General features: G+C 60.2%; 18 protein-coding genes and 3 pseudogenes. 14 read left to right on the top strand and 7 right to left on the bottom strand.

Annotated features, from left to right (window positions below; translation table 11 throughout):
• Positions 1-57 precede the first annotated feature (57 nt).
• Positions 58-519, bottom strand: coding sequence for a hypothetical protein (locus C7I87_RS35895; protein WP_246696215.1), 462 nt, complete (start codon positions 517-519; stop codon positions 58-60).
• A 27-nt stretch (positions 520-546) separates the two neighbouring features.
• On the opposite strand from C7I87_RS35895, the gene C7I87_RS06760 reads away from it, so the two are divergent.
• From C7I87_RS06760 to C7I87_RS06735, 6 genes and pseudogenes are all read left to right on the top strand, one after another.
• On the top strand, positions 547-2,157 hold the full coding sequence (locus C7I87_RS06760; protein WP_246696214.1) for a C48 family peptidase: 1,611 nt from the start codon (positions 547-549) through the stop codon (positions 2,155-2,157).
• A 325-nt stretch (positions 2,158-2,482) separates the two neighbouring features.
• Positions 2,483-2,785: a DUF982 domain-containing protein gene (locus tag C7I87_RS06755; RefSeq protein ID WP_149903454.1), complete on the top strand. Its 303-nt coding sequence runs from the start codon at positions 2,483-2,485 to the stop codon at positions 2,783-2,785.
• 214 nt (positions 2,786-2,999) lie between these two features.
• Complete coding sequence (locus tag C7I87_RS06750; protein WP_149903453.1) at positions 3,000-3,260, top strand: type II toxin-antitoxin system ParD family antitoxin; 261 nt, start codon at positions 3,000-3,002, stop codon at positions 3,258-3,260.
• Entirely contained in the window at positions 3,257-3,565 is a 309-nt protein-coding gene (locus tag C7I87_RS06745; RefSeq protein WP_149903452.1) for a type II toxin-antitoxin system RelE/ParE family toxin, read from the top strand. The genes C7I87_RS06750 and C7I87_RS06745 overlap by 4 nt, the downstream gene beginning before the upstream one ends.
• Before the next feature lie 16 nt (positions 3,566-3,581).
• A pseudogene (locus tag C7I87_RS06740) lies at positions 3,582-3,968 on the top strand (NAD-binding protein); the annotation flags it as partial.
• Positions 3,965-4,900, top strand: a complete 936-nt coding sequence (locus tag C7I87_RS06735) for an SMP-30/gluconolactonase/LRE family protein (RefSeq protein WP_149903451.1) — start codon at positions 3,965-3,967, stop codon at positions 4,898-4,900. The pseudogene C7I87_RS06740 and the gene C7I87_RS06735, both read left to right, overlap by 4 nt.
• Here the strand turns inward: C7I87_RS06735 and C7I87_RS35890 are convergent.
• Positions 4,843-5,586 (bottom strand): 2Fe-2S iron-sulfur cluster-binding protein, encoded by a 744-nt coding sequence (locus C7I87_RS35890; protein WP_246696213.1) that lies wholly within the window; start codon positions 5,584-5,586, stop codon positions 4,843-4,845. The two genes, C7I87_RS06735 and C7I87_RS35890, sit on opposite strands and share 58 nt — an antisense overlap.
• Before the next feature lie 220 nt (positions 5,587-5,806).
• Positions 5,807-7,336: a CoA-acylating methylmalonate-semialdehyde dehydrogenase gene (locus tag C7I87_RS06720; protein WP_149903450.1), complete on the bottom strand. Its 1,530-nt coding sequence runs from the start codon at positions 7,334-7,336 to the stop codon at positions 5,807-5,809.
• Positions 7,337-8,222: 886 nt separating this feature from the next.
• Here C7I87_RS06720 and C7I87_RS06710 point away from each other — a divergent pair.
• Positions 8,223-8,411: a DedA family protein gene (locus tag C7I87_RS06710; RefSeq protein ID WP_149903449.1), complete on the top strand. Its 189-nt coding sequence runs from the start codon at positions 8,223-8,225 to the stop codon at positions 8,409-8,411.
• Here the strand turns inward: C7I87_RS06710 and C7I87_RS06705 are convergent.
• Positions 8,386-9,729: a hemolysin family protein gene (locus C7I87_RS06705; RefSeq protein ID WP_149903448.1), complete on the bottom strand. Its 1,344-nt coding sequence runs from the start codon at positions 9,727-9,729 to the stop codon at positions 8,386-8,388. The genes C7I87_RS06710 and C7I87_RS06705 overlap by 26 nt on opposite strands.
• Here C7I87_RS06705 and C7I87_RS06700 point away from each other — a divergent pair.
• The 7 genes and pseudogenes from C7I87_RS06700 to C7I87_RS06670 all read left to right on the top strand — a co-directional run bounded on the left by C7I87_RS06700 (position 9,728) and on the right by C7I87_RS06670 (position 15,444).
• On the top strand, positions 9,728-10,312 hold the full coding sequence (locus tag C7I87_RS06700; protein ID WP_149903447.1) for a Sec-independent protein translocase subunit TatA/TatB: 585 nt from the start codon (positions 9,728-9,730) through the stop codon (positions 10,310-10,312). The genes C7I87_RS06705 and C7I87_RS06700 overlap by 2 nt on opposite strands.
• 115 nt (positions 10,313-10,427) lie before the next feature.
• The gene (locus C7I87_RS06695) at positions 10,428-11,381 is read left to right on the top strand and encodes a magnesium transporter CorA family protein (protein WP_149903446.1); all 954 of its coding nucleotides are present in this window, start codon (positions 10,428-10,430) and stop codon (positions 11,379-11,381) included.
• Between the two features lie 539 nt (positions 11,382-11,920).
• Entirely contained in the window at positions 11,921-12,640 is a 720-nt protein-coding gene (locus tag C7I87_RS06690; protein WP_149903445.1) for a 3-keto-5-aminohexanoate cleavage protein, read from the top strand.
• Position 12,641: 1 nt separating this feature from the next.
• Entirely contained in the window at positions 12,642-13,640 is a 999-nt protein-coding gene (locus C7I87_RS06685; protein ID WP_149903444.1) for a quinone oxidoreductase family protein, read from the top strand.
• A 95-nt stretch (positions 13,641-13,735) separates the two neighbouring features.
• Positions 13,736-14,025 (top strand): annotated as a pseudogene (locus C7I87_RS35885) (Rid family hydrolase); the annotation flags it as partial.
• A 1-nt stretch (position 14,026) separates the two neighbouring features.
• Positions 14,027-14,550: pseudogene (locus C7I87_RS35880) on the top strand (Tn3 family transposase); the annotation flags it as partial.
• A gap of 165 nt (positions 14,551-14,715) precedes the next feature.
• Complete coding sequence (locus C7I87_RS06670) at positions 14,716-15,444, top strand: hypothetical protein (RefSeq protein WP_149903443.1); 729 nt, start codon at positions 14,716-14,718, stop codon at positions 15,442-15,444.
• Positions 15,445-15,785: 341 nt separating this feature from the next.
• Here C7I87_RS06670 and C7I87_RS06665 read toward each other — a convergent pair whose 3' ends face one another.
• From C7I87_RS06665 to C7I87_RS06655, 3 genes are read right to left on the bottom strand one after another with little or no spacing between them, the layout of a single operon-like run.
• Complete coding sequence (locus tag C7I87_RS06665; RefSeq protein WP_149903442.1) at positions 15,786-16,556, bottom strand: ABC transporter ATP-binding protein; 771 nt, start codon at positions 16,554-16,556, stop codon at positions 15,786-15,788.
• Between the two features lie 8 nt (positions 16,557-16,564).
• Positions 16,565-17,560 carry an ABC transporter substrate-binding protein gene (locus C7I87_RS06660; RefSeq protein ID WP_149903441.1) on the bottom strand — a complete coding sequence of 332 codons (996 nt, stop codon included), beginning with the start codon at positions 17,558-17,560 and terminating at the stop codon, positions 16,565-16,567.
• Between the two features lie 45 nt (positions 17,561-17,605).
• Positions 17,606-18,469, bottom strand: a complete 864-nt coding sequence (locus tag C7I87_RS06655) for an ABC transporter permease (protein WP_188393760.1) — start codon at positions 18,467-18,469, stop codon at positions 17,606-17,608.
• Positions 18,470-18,482: the final 13 nt, after the last annotated feature.

The following is an 18,482-nucleotide window of genomic DNA, read 5'->3' as shown; positions in this document are numbered from 1 at the left end:
CCAGTTTCCTCGGGCGGCTCTCAAGAGCCCGGCCGCTGGGCTGCCCCGTCCCCAAGATCAGACGGGGTTCCCGACGCGCTCCGGCCGCTGTTCGATGATCAAGCCGACGAGCCGCCAACCAATCCAGAGGAGTTTCTGCGACTGGTAGACGGGTTTAGCGAGGTGCTTCAGCGAGGGCAGGATGATCAAGCCGCCTCTGCGATCAAGGATGCTTTCTCCCATGGAGCTCAACGCGTCCCAGACGCGATGCTCTCTTCCTTGGACCGCGATGGCCTCTTGCCGGATGCGGGCCAGGCCCGGCAAGTTGAGCAGCACGTGGCCGAGGCGCGCCGAGCCGATCCGGCTGGCGCGAGTGGCGCCCACAATGCTCTTTATCCCCATCTGTCCGGCGAACACCGGGACCTTATTGATCAGGCGATCACTGACGTTGGGGCTCGGAAACGCTATAGCGAGGGAACGGTCCGTAAGTACAGGCATGCACTTTACCGATTGGCGAATGATCTCGGCGCTGGTGGCCAAGCGGTTGATCTAAAAAATCACCAATCCATGGTCGATCACGTCGATGCTTTCTTTCCGAAAAGCGGTAAGATGAAGCCGGCGTTGAACGTCCTCCGTGCGTATTATGAGAGCCCGGGCTATTCAGCCTTCTATCCCCATTTGTCCGGCGAACACCGGGACCTTATTGATCAGGCGCTCACTGACGTTGCGGCTCGGAAACACTATCGCGAGGGAACGGTCCGTAACTACGGGAATGCACTTTACCGATTGGCGAATGATCTCGGCGCCGGTGGCCAAGCGGTTGATCTAAAAAATCACCAATCCATGGTCGATCACGTCGATGCCTTCTTTCCGAAAGACAATGCCATGAAGAGGGCGTTGACCGTCCTCCGTGATCATGAGCGGGGCTATTCAGCTACTGCCGGGCGGCCAGCGCCATCAGACGCGCATGTCTTAGAACAAGTGGCCAGTGACAGCAGGTTGGCCTCAAGCACCCGTGTTCGCGATGGTCATAGTCCTCGCAAATTAAGGGCTCCAGAACCCGCCTCGCCAGCGGCCGCCAGGCTATCAAACAGCTATCGCGGTGTTCCGTTGGTCGATCTGACCACCTCCTCCGATGCTCAGATCGGAGCTTTTCCGTCACGCTTGTCCAACCCCCCTGAGGGGGCGGTGCTCGCCGCCGACGAACTGCTGAGCGACGCCCATATCCACAGGGACTACCGGTTGCTGGAGCAGGACCTCCAGGAGGTCCATCCAGCGCTCGCCGCCCGAACGCGGCTGGTGGATGCGGCAGTCTCCCATCTCCTGCGCCGTGACGACGTGGACGTGCAAGGTAGGTTGCTGTCCATCTATCATCAAAACGGCGCCCCAGCCGACTTCGTGTTCCTGCCGGTGAACAGTGCCGATCCTATGGATCCGGCGCCGGATCCTAACCGCGTCGAGCATTGGTCGCTGCTGCTCGTTGATCGCCGCGACCCGAAAAGAGCGGTGGCCTATCACTACGATTCCATCCAGCAAAACGGACTGGGATACAACCACGCGCTTGCACGAGAGCTTGCAGCAAGACTGGACGCGACCGCGCTGGTGACACCCGCCATGGCCCGGCAGAACAACGTTGTTGATTGCGGCGTCTTCGTGGTGGACGGCACGCGCGAGCTGGTTCGTCGATTGGCGAACGAAGAGCGGCCAGACCAGCAGCTGCCGCTGCACCTCAACTACCTCGCCGCCGATCGGGGGGCGCTGCAAAACCGACTGAGGGAGGAGCGCCTTCCGCACGAGCCTGCCGCAATCCCCGCAGAAGCTTTTTTACCAGCTGGGTCGCAGGTGCAACACGCCGTCTTGCAAGAGCAGCAAGCCCGACAAATCGCGCCAGCGCCGTTTGAACGGCACTTGGGCAAGAGGCGCGAGGCCCAGGACGAGCTGACGAGTACAATTGACAGGAGCAACCTCGTGAGCAGCGGGGGCATGATCATCAACAAGGAACATTACACCGCGTTGTTAATACCGGCGAAGAGGCAGAGGACTGATAATCCGCAAAGCCTCGCCATGGGGCGGCAGCTGAGCGAAGCACCCACAACGTCCATCAGCCAAGCCCCCGATCAAGCCCGAGCGGACCTAATCGCTTCCTTCAGAAGCAGAGAGCGCTCCGCGGGACGTTGAGTGCTACGGCGTGATTAACGCACCGAGAATGATAGCCAGGGACGCACACATTCCTTGCAGATTGACAGGCGAGCAACAGGGCGCGGGCTCTGAGAGAATATGATCGCGATCACGCCTGGGCCCAATAAGGGAGCGGAACTGTCGATGGAAGAATGGACACCCCGGCATCCCCGCGCTCCACAATATCCGTGATCTCCCTCAGGCGTGAACGCAGCTTCCTCCCGATTGACCCGTCATCGCAGTGACAAGACATTCTGCCATGGTGGGAGGCGCGGGGATTCGCGGCTCTCAAACAGATAAGCAGTTCAGCAGATGGGAAGAATGAATGAACGCTGAAGTTTTCGCCAGTCCCATCTTCGTGAGGCGTGCCACGGTTATCGTGCAAGAGATTGCCGGCCTTGCAGACGCAATCGATTTTCTCGACGAATGGCCTGAAGATCGCAGAGACTTGATCCATCAGACCGCCCTTCGGGCGTGCTTTGACGCACACGACGGGTACAAGCCTATAGGCGCGGCCCACAATGCCTTTCTCGGCTTTGCGAAACGGGCCGGTATTTTGGAAGATCCAAACGCAGCGATCCAATGGCTCGCTGTCTGCAAATCGGGCAGCGGAAAAGTGCCGGTGTAGACCGGCGCTTCACTGGAGAGACCTCAGCGCCGAGCGCTGCACGCCGGCGCAACCTATACTTTGCCTTGCGGAGCTGCGCTTCGTCGACACTGCACTGGAAGGTCAGGCCCTTTATGTGGCGGCGGCGGGCAAAGTAGCGTCGGTCCGGGAAGGGATGTTGATAATAGTTGATAAACACCCTATCTCAGGTATGCCGTGACGGAGGGAGATTCATTTGATCAGCGCTGATCTGGGCAAACAGCTTGAAAGCTACATTCAGCAACTCGTCGAAACGGGCCGCTACGGCTCGAAAAGTGAGGTTCTGCGGGAAGGCGTGCGATTGATTCAAGACCGAGAAACGAAACTGGCGGCACTGGATGCATCAATCATGCGTGGAATAGCCGATGCTGACGCAGCGCGAACCCATGCTGCCGAGGATGTTTTCAGCGAACTGCGGGAACGCTACAAAGCCATGCTGCCGGGCTCGACCGAATGAAAGTGCGCTTTGCGAGCGAAGCAAAGGCGGATTTGCGGCAGATAGGCGACAACATCGCGAAAGACAACCCACTCAGAGCTTTGTCATTCGTTGACGAGTTGGAACAGAAATGCCTAACGATAGCAACGTCCCCAAAGGCTTTCCCTTTGGTGCCTCGCTATGAGCGATACGAAATCCGCCGCCGCGTCCATAGAAACTACCTGATTTTCTATCGGGTGGATGGCGAGCAGGTTGTGATCGTCCACGTCCTGCACGGTGCGATGGACTATGCCGCCATACTGTTTGAGGAGGTGAGGATGTCGTAGCGTAGGCTGGCGGAGAGCCGGCGGATTCGAACGCGCACGGCTGGTAAGGGGGCATCTGTGCGCCAACTACATGCTGATAGGGCCAAGTGGGGCAGGGCAGATGACTAAGCTCATCAACCAACTGTTTGCGCGGTGGCCCAAGCAGTCAAACTCGCCGGGGCCGGCGGTGTCGATCCCAGGACGATCCCGGCGGCGCTCAACGGCGGGCGCGCCGATTCCAGCATTATGCAGGAATTCATGGCGAAAGTTCGCCGCGCGCGACTACTCGCCGACCGGCCGCATCAACAACATGCTGAAGGATCTGGATTCCCTCCAGTCTTTCGCCTTGAAGACCAAGACGCCCGCGCAACTGCACCGACAGGCGATGCTTGGTGCGGCGAACCCATTCGGAATGACAGCATGAGCGACTACGAGTTCCTGGACAAGCGTTTCGGCAAGCTGATCATCGGCCATGCCAAGCTCGAACGGCTGTGGACCGGCAGCCGCTGGGCGGAAGGTCCGGTCTATGTGCCCTCGGCAAAGCATTTGCTGTGGTCTGACATCCCCAACGACCGGCTGCTGCGGTACGATGAAACCGACGGCTCCGTCAGTGTCTTCGAGACGCCGTGCAACAACCAGAACGGCCACACACTTGATCGGGAAGGCCGCGTAGTCGGTTGCGAGCATGGGGGGCGCCGTGTCTCCCGGCTCGAGCATGACGGCCGCTGGCAGGCGGTGGTCGAAAGCGTCGACGGCAAGCGGTTCAACTCGCCCAACGATGTGGTGGTCAAATCCGACGGAACGATCTGGTTCACCGACCCCGTCTACGGCATCGAAAGCCACTATGAGGGCAAGATCGCCAATCCAGAGATCGGCGGCTCCCACGTCTACCGATTCGACGAGGCCGCGGGCGAGCTGACCACTGTCATCACCGACAGGGTGCAGCCGAACGGTCTCGCCTTCTCGCCGGACGAGAAGTTTCTCTATGTCTCGGAAACCGGCGCCAGCCATGTGCCGGGCTTGCCGCACGCCATCCATGCCTACGAACTCGCCGATGATGGCCGCTCAGTGCGGGCGCGCGGCGTCTTTGCCGAATGCGCGGCCGGCATGTTCGATGGCTTCCGCGCCGATCGCAACGGCAACATCTGGGCCTCGAGCGCCGATTCAGTGCGGGTTTACGCGCCGGACGGGACGCTGATCGGCCGGGTGCTGGTTCCTGAACTGGTCTCCAATGTCTGTTTCGGCGGTCCCAAGCGCAACCGCCTCTACATCACCGCGCAGACATCGCTCTACGCCATCTACGTCAACGCCCATCCCGCCGGTTCCGGTCCCGTGGCCGGAGATATCAGCCGGTGACGCATCATTCTTGAAAGCAAAGAGAGGTACCAATAGCAGGAATTTCTGAAATCCTCCGCCTTCTTGGTGGCCATCACCATCGCGGCTCCGGCTCTGTTCTCCAGCCGGGCGAAAGCCGATGCCATGGCTGTCGTGCAGAAACATGCGGAGAAAGTCACAGCCTGGGACGGGCCAACCACCGGCCCAAAAGGGCAGCCGGGCAAGACCATCGTCGTTTTGGCCGGCGACCTCAAGAACGGCTGCATTCGGGGGGCATCACCGGTGTCGAGGAAGCCTCCAAGGCAATCAGCTAGGAGGTCAAGGTGATTGACGGTGCCGGCTCGATTGGCCGCGCCGCGGGCATTACGGGCGATGGTGCTATCGGACAACGGAACCGCGTGACAGGTCAGGCAGCGGCCAGGTTCTCCATCGAATTCAATCAGGTGGGCAAAACTGCCATCGACAACCTGGATGGCGCAACTCTCGCATTGGCCGACGCGGCAACCGCTCGGCAGCGGCGCGCCGGCGGCCAGAGCGACGTCGAGGATCGAGCCTGCGGCCGGGGTCCATTCGAAGGATTGGTGCGTGCCGGCGATGGTGGTCCTGCACGGCCTGAGTCGGTCAGGAATCTCCATCGTGTATCCCTCCGCGAAGATCTCGAAGCGCGGCACGCCATGACACACGAGTTCATCCGTCATGCGCAACATAGGAGTGCTTTAGCAAATGTGCATCAGCGCCGACTTGCGTGAATATCCAACACGTGATCTCACGCAAATTCGTCCGCCTGCCAACTCAATCAGGGACCAGTGCCTGCAGGAGTATTCGCTGGCTTCGCTTTGTTCATGGACGGCCGCACATTCATCCTCGACTGCGCGACCACCAACGTGGTTATCGGTTCGTGAACCGACATCGCTTTTCCGTCACCGATCAACCATTGCTCAGGAAATTGAGTGACGGCTTCGCCGGCTGTGCCGTTTCGGTCTGCGGCCATCGCTGTGACACTGTTTTGAGTTTTGTATAGAAACGTGCGGCGTCCGGCCCAAACATGTGGGCGTCCCCGAACTTCGAGCGGCGGAGGCCTCCGAAATTGTGATGCCCGACGGGAACGGGAACTGCTACATTTACACCGAGCATGCCGGCCTCGACCTCGGCACAGAAGACCTGCGCCGCCCCGCCCGAGCGTGTGAAGATCACGGCACCGTTGCCATACTCGTGAGCATTCACAATCCGGATTGCCTCATCAAGATTTTTCGCCCGCATCATGCCACGGACAGGACCGAAGATTTCATCTTGCCACAGTTGCATGTCAGTCGTAACTTTGTCGATGAAAGTGGCCCCGGCAAAAAAACCGTTTTCGTGGCCGTCGATAGTGATGCCCCTACCATCAGAAACGATTTCACCGCCTTCTGCAACGGCGCGCTCGATTGCGCTTTCGACGGACGCCTTGGCCGCCTGAGTAACGAGCGGACCAAAATCGGCGGAGGGATCATCGTAGGCTCCGACCTTAAGTTGGGCGATGTGATCGCCGACGAGATCGCGTAGCTTCTGCGCTGTCTCATCGCCAACGCAGACCAGAAGCGATACGGCCATGCAACGTTGCGAGGAAGAGCCGTAGGCCGCGCTGACGAAGGCGCTTGCCGCCGCGTCAAGATCAGCGTCGGGCAACACGACCATGTGGTTCTTACCGCCAGTATAGGCCGCAACTCGCTTGTTGTGCTTGCTGCCATGCTGGTAGATGTGCTCTCCGACGCGTGTGGAACCGACGAAGCTGATCGCAGGAATGCCCGGATGTTCAAGGATTGCGTTGACCACCTCAGAGTCGCCGTTCACCATGTTCCAGACGCCCGCTGACAAACCGGCCTCTGCCCAGAGCTCACTCAACAGCGCCGAAGCGCCTGGGACGCGTTCGGACGGCTTGAGGACAACGGCATTCCCGACGGCGATCGCCATCGTTCCCATCATCATCGGAACCATGACAGGGAAATTGAACGGCGCAATGCAGCCGACCACGCCTACCGGCTGACGGAAGGAAAACGTGTCGATGCCGCCGCCGACGTTGCGCGAATACTCTCCCTTGGTGATCTGAGGTGCATTGGTGGCAAATTCAATGGCCTCCAGCGCGCGGCTTAGCTCGCCCTGAGCGTCGGAGATGGTTTTGCCGCTTTCGAGGCCGGTGATTTCGGCGATCTTATCGGCCTGATGAAGCATGAGTTCTCGCATGCGGAAGATCACCTGCAGCCGATGCGCCTGGGAGGCGTTAGCCCATTCGCGCCCTGCCTTGACGGCCACTTGCACCGTGTCATCCACTACGGCGCGGTCCCCATAAGCTGTACGGTAAATTTCGTGTCCGGTAGAGGGGTTGAAGACCGAACCCGTGCGCGAGGGCTCAGCATTTGAAAATGCGCCGTTGATATAGTGGTGCGAACCGTATCGCGGCGCCTGTTTGACAGTATCCATTTTGACCGTACTCTGTTTGAACTTGTGAGGCCGCAAGCCGGCAATTCACCGCTTGGACGCGGCCGATCGCGCATAGTCAGCCGTGCAAGGTTGTTCCTTCAGGTTCCCGCCCAGGATGGATCTGACGGTGAGAGAAAGCGTGGTGGACGGTCTCGGCCGCTTTTGCAAAACAAAGCCGAGTTCCACACTCGGGGCGATGCGGACCTTACGGCACGCTGACCCGTGCTCGCCCCAAAGCAGACCGAAATCGTCCGACAGCAGCGTCAGCAAGCGCCTCGGCTGCAAATGACAGGTCGCCAAGCGGCGACGCAATCATTCTCAGCAAAGTAACCTATCTCCAATCCTTCATCTCTCAGAGCTTCTTTTTCGCCCATTCTTGAATGACGCCCTGCCCGCAGGGAGGAGTAAGCGGGCAGGGCGTGCCGCACAAAGGCCGGGGGTTAGGCGGCAGCACAGCGGCGGCAGAAACTGATTAGGAGATCTTCCTGACGACAGCCTGACGTCAAGCGTCTCCTGCGTGAAAATGTGGTGCCTCGCGGCTGGGCCCCGTTGGCTGCCGGCACCTCTAGGGTCTCTTTCGTTTTTGGGGGTATCTTCGCACCTATCATCGAGCGGCCGATGTTTTTCGCGGCCTTCCTAGTTAGGGACGCCCCGGGTCACGTGGTCAGCGCGGCGGCTGCCAACGTGATGCTGGTCCAGAGCGGCAACCCGAATTGCCAATCTGAATAGGCTGCTCTAACAGATCGTTTGGCTATCAAGCGAAGTGACGATTTGACCCCTCGCCGGCGGCGAAGGCGCTGATCTAGAGCCGGATGATCTTGGGACCCGCACAAGACTCGGGCACCGGGTTTCGGATTGCTGGCCGCTGACGCGCTACCCAGACCTTTTGCCACGCGGCCACAAGTTCTTCGAACGCTGGGGCGGGCCAGGCGTGTTCGTCGGCCGCTTCTCAGGTCCGTTGCGCGCTTCCGCGCCGGTCTTCCAGATCGCCAACATCAGCTCGGCGATCTTGTGGGTGACGGGCATACTGGCGCCCGGCGCCTTCGGCCTCAAATGGCTGCAGCAGTGGATGTAGCGCCTTCATGGCGGGCGAGCAGCTTGTTGATACGCCTTCCGTCCATGTCGAGGATTTCGAAGCGCCAGCCCTGGTAGGCAAAATGTTCGCCGGCTTCGGGAAGATGTCCGAGTTGGAACAGGGCGAAGCCGGCGATGGTGTGGAAATCGCCATCCGCCGATCCCGGCCGAAAACCGAGCCGTGCGAAGGCATCGTGCGCCAGCATCATGCCGTCGATCAGCAGCGAGCCGTCTTCACGCTCGACGATGTCGGGGTCCTCGCCTTCCGTGTCCGGCAGGTCGCCGGCGATGGCCTCAAGCAGGTCGGTCTGGGTAACGATGCCTTCTAGGCTGCCATATTCGTCGAGGACGATGGCGAGCCGCACCGGCGCCCTCTTGAACTGGTCGAGGACGCGGAAGATCGGGGTTCCCTCGTGCACGATCATGGGTTCGTGTATGGCGGCTATCGGATCTACAGCGTTGCCGTGCAGCACCTGGTCGAGAAGGTCAGTCTTCAGGACCATGCCCAGCGGCTCGTCGATGCCGCCGCGTCCGACCAGCAGCTGGTCGTGGCGGCAGTCTCGGATAGTGCGAAGCATCTCCTCCATGCTGTCATCGGCGTCGATCCAGTCTACGTCGCGGCGCGGCGTCATGATGTCGGCGATGCGGCGGTCGCCTATGTTGAAGACGCGCTCGACAAGTTCCTGCTGCGCCGGCTGCAGCAGCCCGGCCTCCTGGCTGGCGGCAACGAGCAGCTTCAGCTCATCGGGCGAATGCAGCGATTCCTCGCCCGTTCCCGGCCGCAGCCCGAACAGGCGCAGCACGAGATTGCCAAGGCCGTTGAGGCCGATGATCGCCGGCCGCAGCACGAAAAGGAACAGTCCGAGCGGGCGCACGACCCAGAGTGCGGTTCCTTCGCTGCGCTGGAGCGCCAGGCTCTTGGGCGCCAGTTCGCCCAGCACGATGTGCAGCGCAGTGATGATGATGAAGGAAATGACGACCGCTATGGCGTGCGAACCGAATGTCGCCAGCGATCCTAGCAATGCGTTCAGCAGCGGCTCGATCAGATGGGCGAGCGCTGGTTCTCCGACCCAGCCGAGCGCCAGCGAAGAAATTGTGATGCCGAGCTGGGTCGCCGCCAGGTTGGCGTCGAGATTGTCGACTGCGTGTTTCAGCGCGTTTGCGTTGAGCCTGCCAGCATTGACCAGTTCGATCACGCGGCTGCGGCGAACCGCCACAAGTGAAAATTCGGCTGCTACAAAGAAACCATTGGCGGCGACGAGGGCAAGTACGGCCAATATCCCGAGAAAATCGAAAATACTGCTATCGATACTGGACATGATCTCCCTTTTGGGCGGAATGCCGCCGCGTGTTGTAGGTAGAATCACTCATAACATGGTTCTGTTTCATTGCCAGAACGGCAGAGAGGCAGCCGTCACAAGGCAGCCGGTGCTCTTGTGTGGCGTGCCGGACATCCGACTTGAAGCAACTGTGAACGGCATCGCAACGGCGCATACTGGAATGGTGCGGGCGGGACGCTATGATAGTACGCTTCGCAGCCTTGATCGAGGTGATCAGGCGGGCCTTCCGCGGATGTCATCAAAGGCGCCATGGGAGATACTGATGTTCGGACTTGGCTGGGACCATCTTGTGGTCATCTTCGTTGTGGCGCTGGTTGTCTTCGGACCAGGGGAGCTTCCAAATGTCATGCGGTCGCTTGGCACAACAATGAAGACGGTCAACCGATATCTCGGCGATTTCCGCAGGCAGTTCGACGACGCCATGCGTGAGGCCGAGAAGGAGCTTGACCTGGAAGAAGCCCGCTCGAAACATCAGGAAGCGGCAAGCAGTGTGCCGCAAGATACCGGCGGAGCCGCAATTGCGAAGGAGATTGGCCAGGACGGGCGGACCGCTGCTTCGTGAGTAGTTTCTAGGATGCCTTGGTGGAATTGCGGTCGGCCGAAGCCGGGTGTGCTCGCCGAGGCCGCTGTCGCGTGCTAAGCACGCCTAACCTTTCCCATTTTTGGCTGCGCCCGCGATGTTCAGCGCCTATCCGCAAACTAAAGCTCCAGGGGCGGCGCAGGCGATCTGGCTGGATCTTTGCAATCCCGATCCTGCGGAATTCGCCGAGATCCAGAAGCTGACCGGCGTGGCCGTGCCGAGCCGTGAAAGCCTGAGCGAGATCGAAAGTTCGAGCCGGCTCAAGGTTCGCGAAGACGTGCTTACCATGAGCGTGCCCATGGTCACGCATGTCGAAGGTGACGCACCGCAGGTCGCACCGGTAGGGTTCGTGCTGTCTCGCGAGCGCCTGGTTACTGTCCGCTTCGCGGCGTCGACGGCCTTCGATACGGTCGCAGGACGATTCGCCGATTCCATCGGATGCCCAAGCTCCAGTCTGGAGGTGTTCGTTGATCTCTGCGACGAAATTGTTGACCACCTTGCCGACAGCCTCGAACAGTCGGCGACAGAATTGCGCACCCTGTCTGCGACCGCCTTCCACGTGCCGGACAGTGGCGGCCGCAAGGCCATCCGCTCCAATCGGGTCATTCGCGCCCAACTACGTCACGTCGGTAGGCTAGGAGACCATCTTTCAGAGAAGCGCGACGTCCTACTGGCCTTAGGACGCGCGATCGATTTCGCATCCCGCATGACCGCGGACTGGAACGCCGGACAGATGGCGCAGCGCATGAACGGCCTCAAACAGGACGTGGCCTCCCTGGACGACTACGAGGTGCATCTGGCCGACAAGGTTCAGTTCTTGCTCGACGCCATGGTCGGCCTGATCGGGATCGCCCAGAACGACATCTTCAAGATCCTCACCATCGTCTCGATCGTCGGCATTCCACCGACGCTGATAGCGGGCATTTATGGCATGAACTTCAAGGGCATGCCTGAATATGACTGGGCATTCGGCTATCCCTATGGGCTGGCGATGATCGCGCTCAGCGCCATCATTCCGCTGGCATGGTTCAAGTGGCGGGGCTGGTTTTAGAGTTCACTGCTGCAGTGCCATGAATGCGGCCGTTCAACAGGTCGTCTCGATGACGGCTCCTCATCTATCCGGGCTGCTGGTAGATCGTGGCGCGGTTCCACTAGTGCCTGCCAAGCACCGTAATCTCCTTTGCCCAGACCATGGCCCAAGCCAGGCGGCCAAAGGCATCCGCCTAGGAAAATTCGCGTGGAGGCCAAGTCATCGGGCGTTGAGTGGATCAGGTCGCGCCTGCTGCTGCCATCGGCATCGTATTTAAGGTCGTTCCAATCCACGCAGCCTTCAATTTTCGCAAAACAGAATTGCACAATGGTTTATCGACAGCGCCGAAAAAGCCAGTCAGATTATGGCAGCGCCTCACGAGATAGGATCTGACGGGAAAATTCAAATCCGATTTTCCGAAATTGGCATGCTGGTCCTTGTCCTGTCGGTTTCTGGTCGAAAAAAATATGATGAGATCGCGCTCTTCCACTTTGACCCGTCGCAACGATCGGCGACGAGGTTGAGATAACAATTCCTACAAAAGCAGAGGTCTGTTCAACATGATCGTTCAAGCTTGCATCAACGGCGGGCGGCCGAAGATTTTCCATCCACTCCTACCCCTTACCATAGATGCCATGGCGCGCGATGCGGCCGTCGCCGCCGGCGCCGCGGAGCTCCACGTTCATCCGCGTGGAGCAGACGAGAAGGAGAGCCTCGCCGCCGTCGATGACACGATCCGCGCGATCCGCCGCGCCTGCCCCGGAACCGTTGTTGGCGTGTCCACCGGAGCCTGGATAGAGGGTGATGAGGATCGAACGCGAGATGCAATACGCCATTGGCCTGAGGTGCCGGATTATGCCTCCGTGAATCTGGCTAAAAACGATGCGCCTGCCGTCATGCAGTTGCTGCGCCAGAGGGGCGTCGGCATTGAGGTTGGGTTGGCATCGGTACCCGACGCGGAACGCTACATCGGCGTCGAAGATCATGATCATGTTTTCCGTGTGCGGATCGAGCTTGATCACGAACAGGATCTGCGGCTTGCACGCGATGTTCAGGAGGGCATTGTTGGTGCGCTCAGGCGCGCCGAGATCAGGCGCCCGATTCTTCTGCGTGGTTTCGACAAGACCGTCTGGCCATTCGTCGAATTGGCGCGCGAACGGGGCTATTCCACTCGCGTCGGTTTTGAAGATGGAAAGGATCTCCCGAATGGGACGATCGCCAGCGATAACGCGGCGCTCGCCGCCGCGGTCGTCGAAATCTTCCGTAGCCGGTCGAATTGACGTGACCCTCGAAACCGAAGCCTTTCGTTTCTCTCAATTTGGCGCGCCTGATGTGTTGAGCCGGCAGCGGCACGCGCTCACCGATCCCTTAGACGGAGAGATCCAGATCCGTCATTTGGCTATCGGCGTGAACTATATAGACATCTACCACCGCCGGGGTGTCTACGCCGCGCCGCTGACGCTGCCAAGCGGCCTTGGGATCGAAGGCGTCGGCGTAATCACAGCTTTGGGCGAGGGCGTCGCGGGCCTGGCCGTGGGCCAGCGTGTCGCCTATGTCGGCGGCCCACCCGGCGCCTATGCTACTTTCCGCAATTTGCCCGCCGCTCGCGCCCTAGCGGTGCCCGACGGTTTGGATAGCACCGTGGTTGCGGCGCTGGTCTTGAAGGGGCTGACTGTCGAGTATCTGATCCATCGCTGTGTGTCTGTGGCGAAAGGCGACATAGTGCTGTTCCACGCGGCGGCAGGCGGGGTTGGCTCGATTGCTTGCCAGTGGCTGAAGCATATCGGCGCAACCGTGATCGGCACCGTCGGTTCGGAAGATAAGGCCGAGATCGCACGCGCGAATGGGTGCGATTACGCGATCGTCTACGCGAAGGAGGATTTCAAAGCGCGGGTCGCGCAGATCACAGGCGGTAAGGGCGTGCGCGTCGTCTACGACTCCGTCGGCGCCGATACGTTCGCCAAGTCCCTAGATTGCCTCCGTCCCCGCGGCACGCTTGTCAGCTTCGGCGAGGCCTCTGGTCCGGTTGATCCCCTTAGCGTTGCGTCACTGGGTGGAAAGGGGTCGCTGTTCGTTACCCGTCCATCCATCGCGCACTATACGGCAGACCGCAGCGAATATGAGGCGGCTGCCAGGAATCTCTTCAGCGCTATCGAAGCTGGCATCGTCAAGGCACCGAACGCCTCGAAGTACAAACTGAGCGATGCGGTCAAAGCGCACGAGGACATGGAGGCGCGCCGGACACATGGTTCGGTCATCCTCATCCCTGACGGGCTGTAGTGCCGGAAGCGCGACCTGCCACCTCGTGCCGAACTGTACCCGGTAGGCGATCCCTACGATTGCTGTGGCCAATTTCTCAAACCGCTCTCATCCAAATCTTCAACTGCGAAACAGGAGAACCAAAAGCCTGTTGTACTGCCGGCGGCAGCAGCAAACCTGTCGCACCATATTCCCCAGGTACTCTTGCCGATGGGGTGGTCTATGTGTCGGGCACGCTGCCCTTCGACAAAGACAACAATGTCGTGCATGTAGGCGATGCGGGTGCTCAGACCCGCCACGTGCTTGAAACCTCAAATCGGTGATCGAGGCCGCTAGCGGCACCATGAAAGACGTCACGATGAACCACAACTTCATGACCGACTGGGCAAACTATCAGGCCGTCAGCGCTTCACCTGGCAGTATCGATCACGATACCATCCGTCGTGCCGTCGACCGTCCTGAAGAAGCTCTCGGCATCGCCAAAGGAGAGCCAACTCGCCAGGGCGCTGCGGGAACTCGGTCGCATCGAGCGGTCCCTATTCATGATCGATTTCTCAAGTCCGGCATTGCGCCGGCGCTGCCCAGCCGGTCTCAACAAAGGCGAGGCGGCACACAAGCTCAAGCGTGCCGTGTTCTTCCATGAGCGAGGCGAAATCCGCGACCGGTCGTTCGAAAGCCAGGCGTTCAGCGCATCAGGCTTGAACCTCGTCGTCAGCGCGATCATCCATTGGAATACGTTTACATAGACCGGGCGGTTGCCCATTTGCGCAGTGCACCTCGAGAGATTCCGGATCATCTGCTGAAGCACATCTCGCCGTTGAGTTGGGAGCACATCAACCTGACCGGCATCTACACTTTGGACGCGGAACATCAAATGGCTGAAGGATTCCGGTCGCTAAGACTTCTGATTCCAATCCGTCGAGCAGCATAGAGTTCATGATCCGTTCCGGTATTATGGCACAAACGCCACGAGCGCGGCGAGCGGGCTAGACCCACATGCTGGCGGGGTGCTGGCATGAGGACCGTTGCTCTAGTCGTGTGGCTTCTATGTGTGACGGGTGTACCCTTTGGGAGGGTTGCCTACGGCAGCGAGATAATGATCGCCAACGCCATCTGGACACGCCCATTGCCAGCAGAATCTAGCGGCGTGGTTGTTGCCCAAAAAGTCAGCGTAGCGGTATTCGGCGAAGAACCACAGGAACACCTCCCTAGCGTCAATCGCGTCGATTTGATCATTGGTCAGAACAATCGTGTGCGTGGGGGTGTCTACCGATTCCTCGGGCTCTCCCGGCAAACAGATTGGCAAGCCTCGCGGCACAATTGTGAACCTATAAAGCGGCTCACTGGGCAAATTGCGGCAAACCTCCCATCCGATCCTAAGGCTATCGAGAAAAGCATTAGTCCTGCCGAAGTTCTGGAACTTAACCTCCGGGACATAGCAAAAGGCCGATGGGCTGAGGGTCAGAGTTATGGAAGCCACAGGGCCAATCGGGGGAACTGGACCATCGACCGCGTTCAAATTCGGGAGGTATGCGCGGATTATAGGCAGTTCAATGCCTATCGCCGCCCTTGCGCTCAATTCGGAGGCGGCGGCCAGCCGGCGGTTTATCTCGCCTCCTTTTCTAGTTTCCCACCAGAGAAGAATAGTGGATCCACCAAGAACAATGGTGAATGCGGCAAGGACTGCCGTAAAGAAGGCAACCGGGTCAGTCGTCAACCGTACCCAGAAGGTTTCGCCGAGTGGCTCCTTAAGGTCGCTTCCGCCGTTGGCTTGATCGTATTGGGCATTCCCTTGGCCATGTTCTTGAACAAGGGGATGGAATAGGGGTCCAACACTTAGCGCGACGAGCCAAACATAGCTCCAAAACAGCACCAAAGCAGTTATCCGGCGTAACCATACCCGCACCACGTCCCCCGAATGTAAAAAAGCCGCTAGATATCCTCTAGTCTAACCGTCTTACATCCGATTGCAGCTAGGGCGGCAAGAAAAAATGCCGTGGGATGCGTGCCCCGCCAGTTTGTTGGCAATGCTGGCCTTCGTTTCCTTGAAGCCGTGTTCTTTCATCCGCTCCGCCGATCCGTTCGTCCTTAGCGCAAGATTTTGAACAGCTCTTGTCCTGACCCCAAAAGCACGGGCCGCCAAGTCCAACATTCTCTTCTCGCATTTCAAGTCAGACCGAACTCGCGCAGAAGCTGCTCGCGATAGCGCACGAAGCGGCTTTCGCTGCGGTCACGAGGGCGGGGCAGGTCAATGTCTACCAGCCGGACGGCGCCGTTCTTTTCCTTCGGCAGAACCAGAACCCGATTCGCAAGATAGATAGCCTCTTCCAGATCATGGGTGACCATCACCATGGTGACGTTGTCCTCACTCCAGATGCGCGCCAGTTCCTCCTGCATGGAAATCTTGGTCATGGCGTCGAGAGCCCCGAGCGGCTCGTCGAGCAGCAGGATCTCGGGCTGCACCGTCAGGGCGCGGGCGATGCCGACGCGCTGCGCCATGCCGCCCGAAAGCTGCCGCGGCCAGGCGTCGGCGAATTCGGCAAGGCCGACCAGAGCGATGTTGAAGCGCGCCCGTTTCTCGGCTTCTTGCTTCGGCACGCCGCGCACTTCGAGGCCGAAGGCGACATTGCCGAGCACGCTAAGCCAGGGCAGCAGGCGCGGTTCCTGAAAGATCACCGCCCGCTCTGTGCCGACGCCCTCGACCTTTCTGCCGTCGATCGAAACAGTGCCGCCGTCGGCGGCCTCCAGCCCGGCCAGGATACGCAGCAGCGTCGTCTTGCCCGATCCGCTGGCGCCAACGATGACCAGGCATTCGCCGGGGCGGATGTCGAGGTTGAGCGTCCTCAGCACAGCAAGCTGGCGCCCGCCAAGGCTGAAGGATTTGGAGAGGTCACGGATCGAGACCTCTCCGCCACGAGTGATGCTGGTCACGCTCATCTCGGCCCTCAGCTCTTGGTTTCGCTGGGCCGATACAGAATATCGGCGGCCTTGAGCCTGCCCTTTTGCAAACGGCCGTCGCGCTCCAAAATTCTCACCCAGAAGTCGACGTCGCGGTCGGTTACGGCAGCCTTTCCGCGGAGGCCGAAGCCCGTCCAGTAGCGCGCCAGATCGCCATTCTCGCCGCGCCTGTTGAGGATATCGGCAAGCAGCTTGCGCGCTTCGTCGGGATTCTGCCGCGACCAGTCCGACGCACGCGCCGATTGTTGGACGAAATTGCGGGCGGCGTCCGGGTTGGCGGCGATGAAGTCGCGCCGCAGCACAACGAAGCCGCCGGCGATTTCACCCAGCACATCTGTGTCGTTGAAAACGCCGCGCACACCACCATTGGCAACCAGCGAGCCGGCAAAGGTCGCCTGCCAGTACCCGAGCCCGGCAATGTCAACCTGGTTGGAGCGCAAGGTCTGTTCGAGCTGCGGTCCCGGCACCACGACCAGCTTGGCCGCATCCGGCGGAAGCCCGACGCTGTGCAGCGCCTCGCGCACCGTATAGTCGAGGTGGGCGCCCAGCGTGTTGACCGAGATCGTCTTGCCGGCGATGTCGGCGATCGATTTGATCGGGCTGTCGTCGAGCACATAGAAGACGCTTTTTACGTCCTTGTTGATGCCGTTGCTCGGATAGGCGGCGGCAAAGTCGTTGCCGCCGGCAATCGAGTTGATCACCGCGGGTGTCGCGGCTGAACCGAGGTCGACGCTGCCGGAGGCGAGCGCAAACAGCGACTCAGGCCCGCCGCCGACATAGCCGACATTCTCGAGCTCGATGCCGAGGCCTTTGAAGTAACCAAGTTCGTCGGCAAGCTCGTGCGGGGAGATGCCGCCGCGGCTGGCGAGATAGCGGATTTTGACGGAAGCGGCTTGCGACCGCGCAATCGATGGCAGTCCGGCAGCGATGATGCCGGCGGCGAGCGGGGCGCGAAGAAGAAGCGTACGGCGGGTGATGGTCATGATCCGGGTCTTTCATTGTTTGAAATGAGGTGAACGGAAGGCTGTTTAGCTGGCGGGATCATTCCAGCGGCAGAGCCGCCGCTGTAGGCTGACCAGCACCTGGTTGGCGATCAGGCCGAGCGCCGCCAGAATGACGATCGCCGCGAACATCAGCGGGATCTGGAAATTGTACTGCGCGTTCATCACCTGGAAGCCGATGCCCTTGTTGGCGCCGATCATCTCCGAAGCGATCAAGAGCAACAGCGCCGTGGTGGCCCCTAACCTTAGGCCGACGAAGATCGAAGGGACCGCGCCCGGCAGCACGACGCGGCGAAACACCGTCAGCCGGCGCGCGCCATAGACACGCGCCATCTCCAGCAGCTTCGGATCGACCTCCTTGACGCCGCTGATCGTGTTGAGCAGCAGCGGAAACAGCGTCGCCCAGAAGATGACGAATACCTTGGAGGCCTCGCCCAGACCCATAAGCAGGATGAACACCGGGTAGAGCGCCAGCGCCGAGGTCTGGCGGAACAGCTGCAGGATCGGATCGAGCGCCGTTTCGACGGCGCGGACCTGGCCAATCATCAGCCCGAGCGGAATGGCGACTATGACCGCCGCAGCGAAGGCGAGGCCCGCGCGCTGAAGGCTTATGGCGATGTCGCCGAGCAAACTGCCGCCGGCGAGACCTTTCCAGAGTGCCGCGACGATCATGTCGACCGGCGGCAGCACGGCGGCATTCACCCAACCGCTGCTCGCCGCCGCCTGCCACAGCGCCAGGAAGCCAAGAAGCACGCCATAGCGCGAGATGATGCGTACCGTGGTCCGGACAGTGAGCCGCTGGAAGTCCATGCCAAGCCCTCCCGCACCAACCCTCTCCGTGCCCTCATGCGTGCCGATGCCAACCGGCCGCTCCATGTGCTGCAAAGTCATGGCAATGCCTTTC

It is taken from the genome of Mesorhizobium sp. SARCC-RB16n, assembly GCF_008520305.1.
GTDB lineage: Bacteria > Pseudomonadota > Alphaproteobacteria > Rhizobiales > Rhizobiaceae > Mesorhizobium.
The sequence above is the reverse complement of the archived record's forward strand: the minus strand, read 5'-3'. Positions and strand labels throughout refer to the sequence as shown.

Bases quoted from the DNA above. Each gene is read 5' to 3' on its own strand.
- C7I87_RS06760 (WP_246696214.1), top strand. From the start codon at position 547: ATGGTCGATCACGTCGATGCTTTCTTTCCGAAAAGCGGTAAGATGAAG.
- C7I87_RS06755 (WP_149903454.1), top strand. From the start codon at position 2,483: ATGAACGCTGAAGTTTTCGCCAGTCCCATCTTCGTGAGGCGTGCCACG.
- C7I87_RS06745 (WP_149903452.1), top strand. From the start codon at position 3,257: ATGAAAGTGCGCTTTGCGAGCGAAGCAAAGGCGGATTTGCGGCAGATA.
- C7I87_RS06735 (WP_149903451.1), top strand. From the start codon at position 3,965: ATGAGCGACTACGAGTTCCTGGACAAGCGTTTCGGCAAGCTGATCATC.
- C7I87_RS35890 (WP_246696213.1), bottom strand. From the start codon at position 5,586: ATGTTGCGCATGACGGATGAACTCGTGTGTCATGGCGTGCCGCGCTTC.
- C7I87_RS06720 (WP_149903450.1), bottom strand. From the start codon at position 7,336: ATGGATACTGTCAAACAGGCGCCGCGATACGGTTCGCACCACTATATC.
- C7I87_RS06700 (WP_149903447.1), top strand. From the start codon at position 9,728: ATGATCTCCCTTTTGGGCGGAATGCCGCCGCGTGTTGTAGGTAGAATC.
- C7I87_RS06705 (WP_149903448.1), bottom strand. From the start codon at position 9,729: ATGTCCAGTATCGATAGCAGTATTTTCGATTTTCTCGGGATATTGGCC.
- C7I87_RS06695 (WP_149903446.1), top strand. From the start codon at position 10,428: ATGTTCAGCGCCTATCCGCAAACTAAAGCTCCAGGGGCGGCGCAGGCG.
- C7I87_RS06690 (WP_149903445.1), top strand. From the start codon at position 11,921: ATGATCGTTCAAGCTTGCATCAACGGCGGGCGGCCGAAGATTTTCCAT.
- C7I87_RS06670 (WP_149903443.1), top strand. From the start codon at position 14,716: ATGATCGCCAACGCCATCTGGACACGCCCATTGCCAGCAGAATCTAGC.
- C7I87_RS06665 (WP_149903442.1), bottom strand. From the start codon at position 16,556: ATGAGCGTGACCAGCATCACTCGTGGCGGAGAGGTCTCGATCCGTGAC.
- C7I87_RS06660 (WP_149903441.1), bottom strand. From the start codon at position 17,560: ATGACCATCACCCGCCGTACGCTTCTTCTTCGCGCCCCGCTCGCCGCC.
- C7I87_RS06655 (WP_188393760.1), bottom strand. From the start codon at position 18,469: ATGACTTTGCAGCACATGGAGCGGCCGGTTGGCATCGGCACGCATGAG.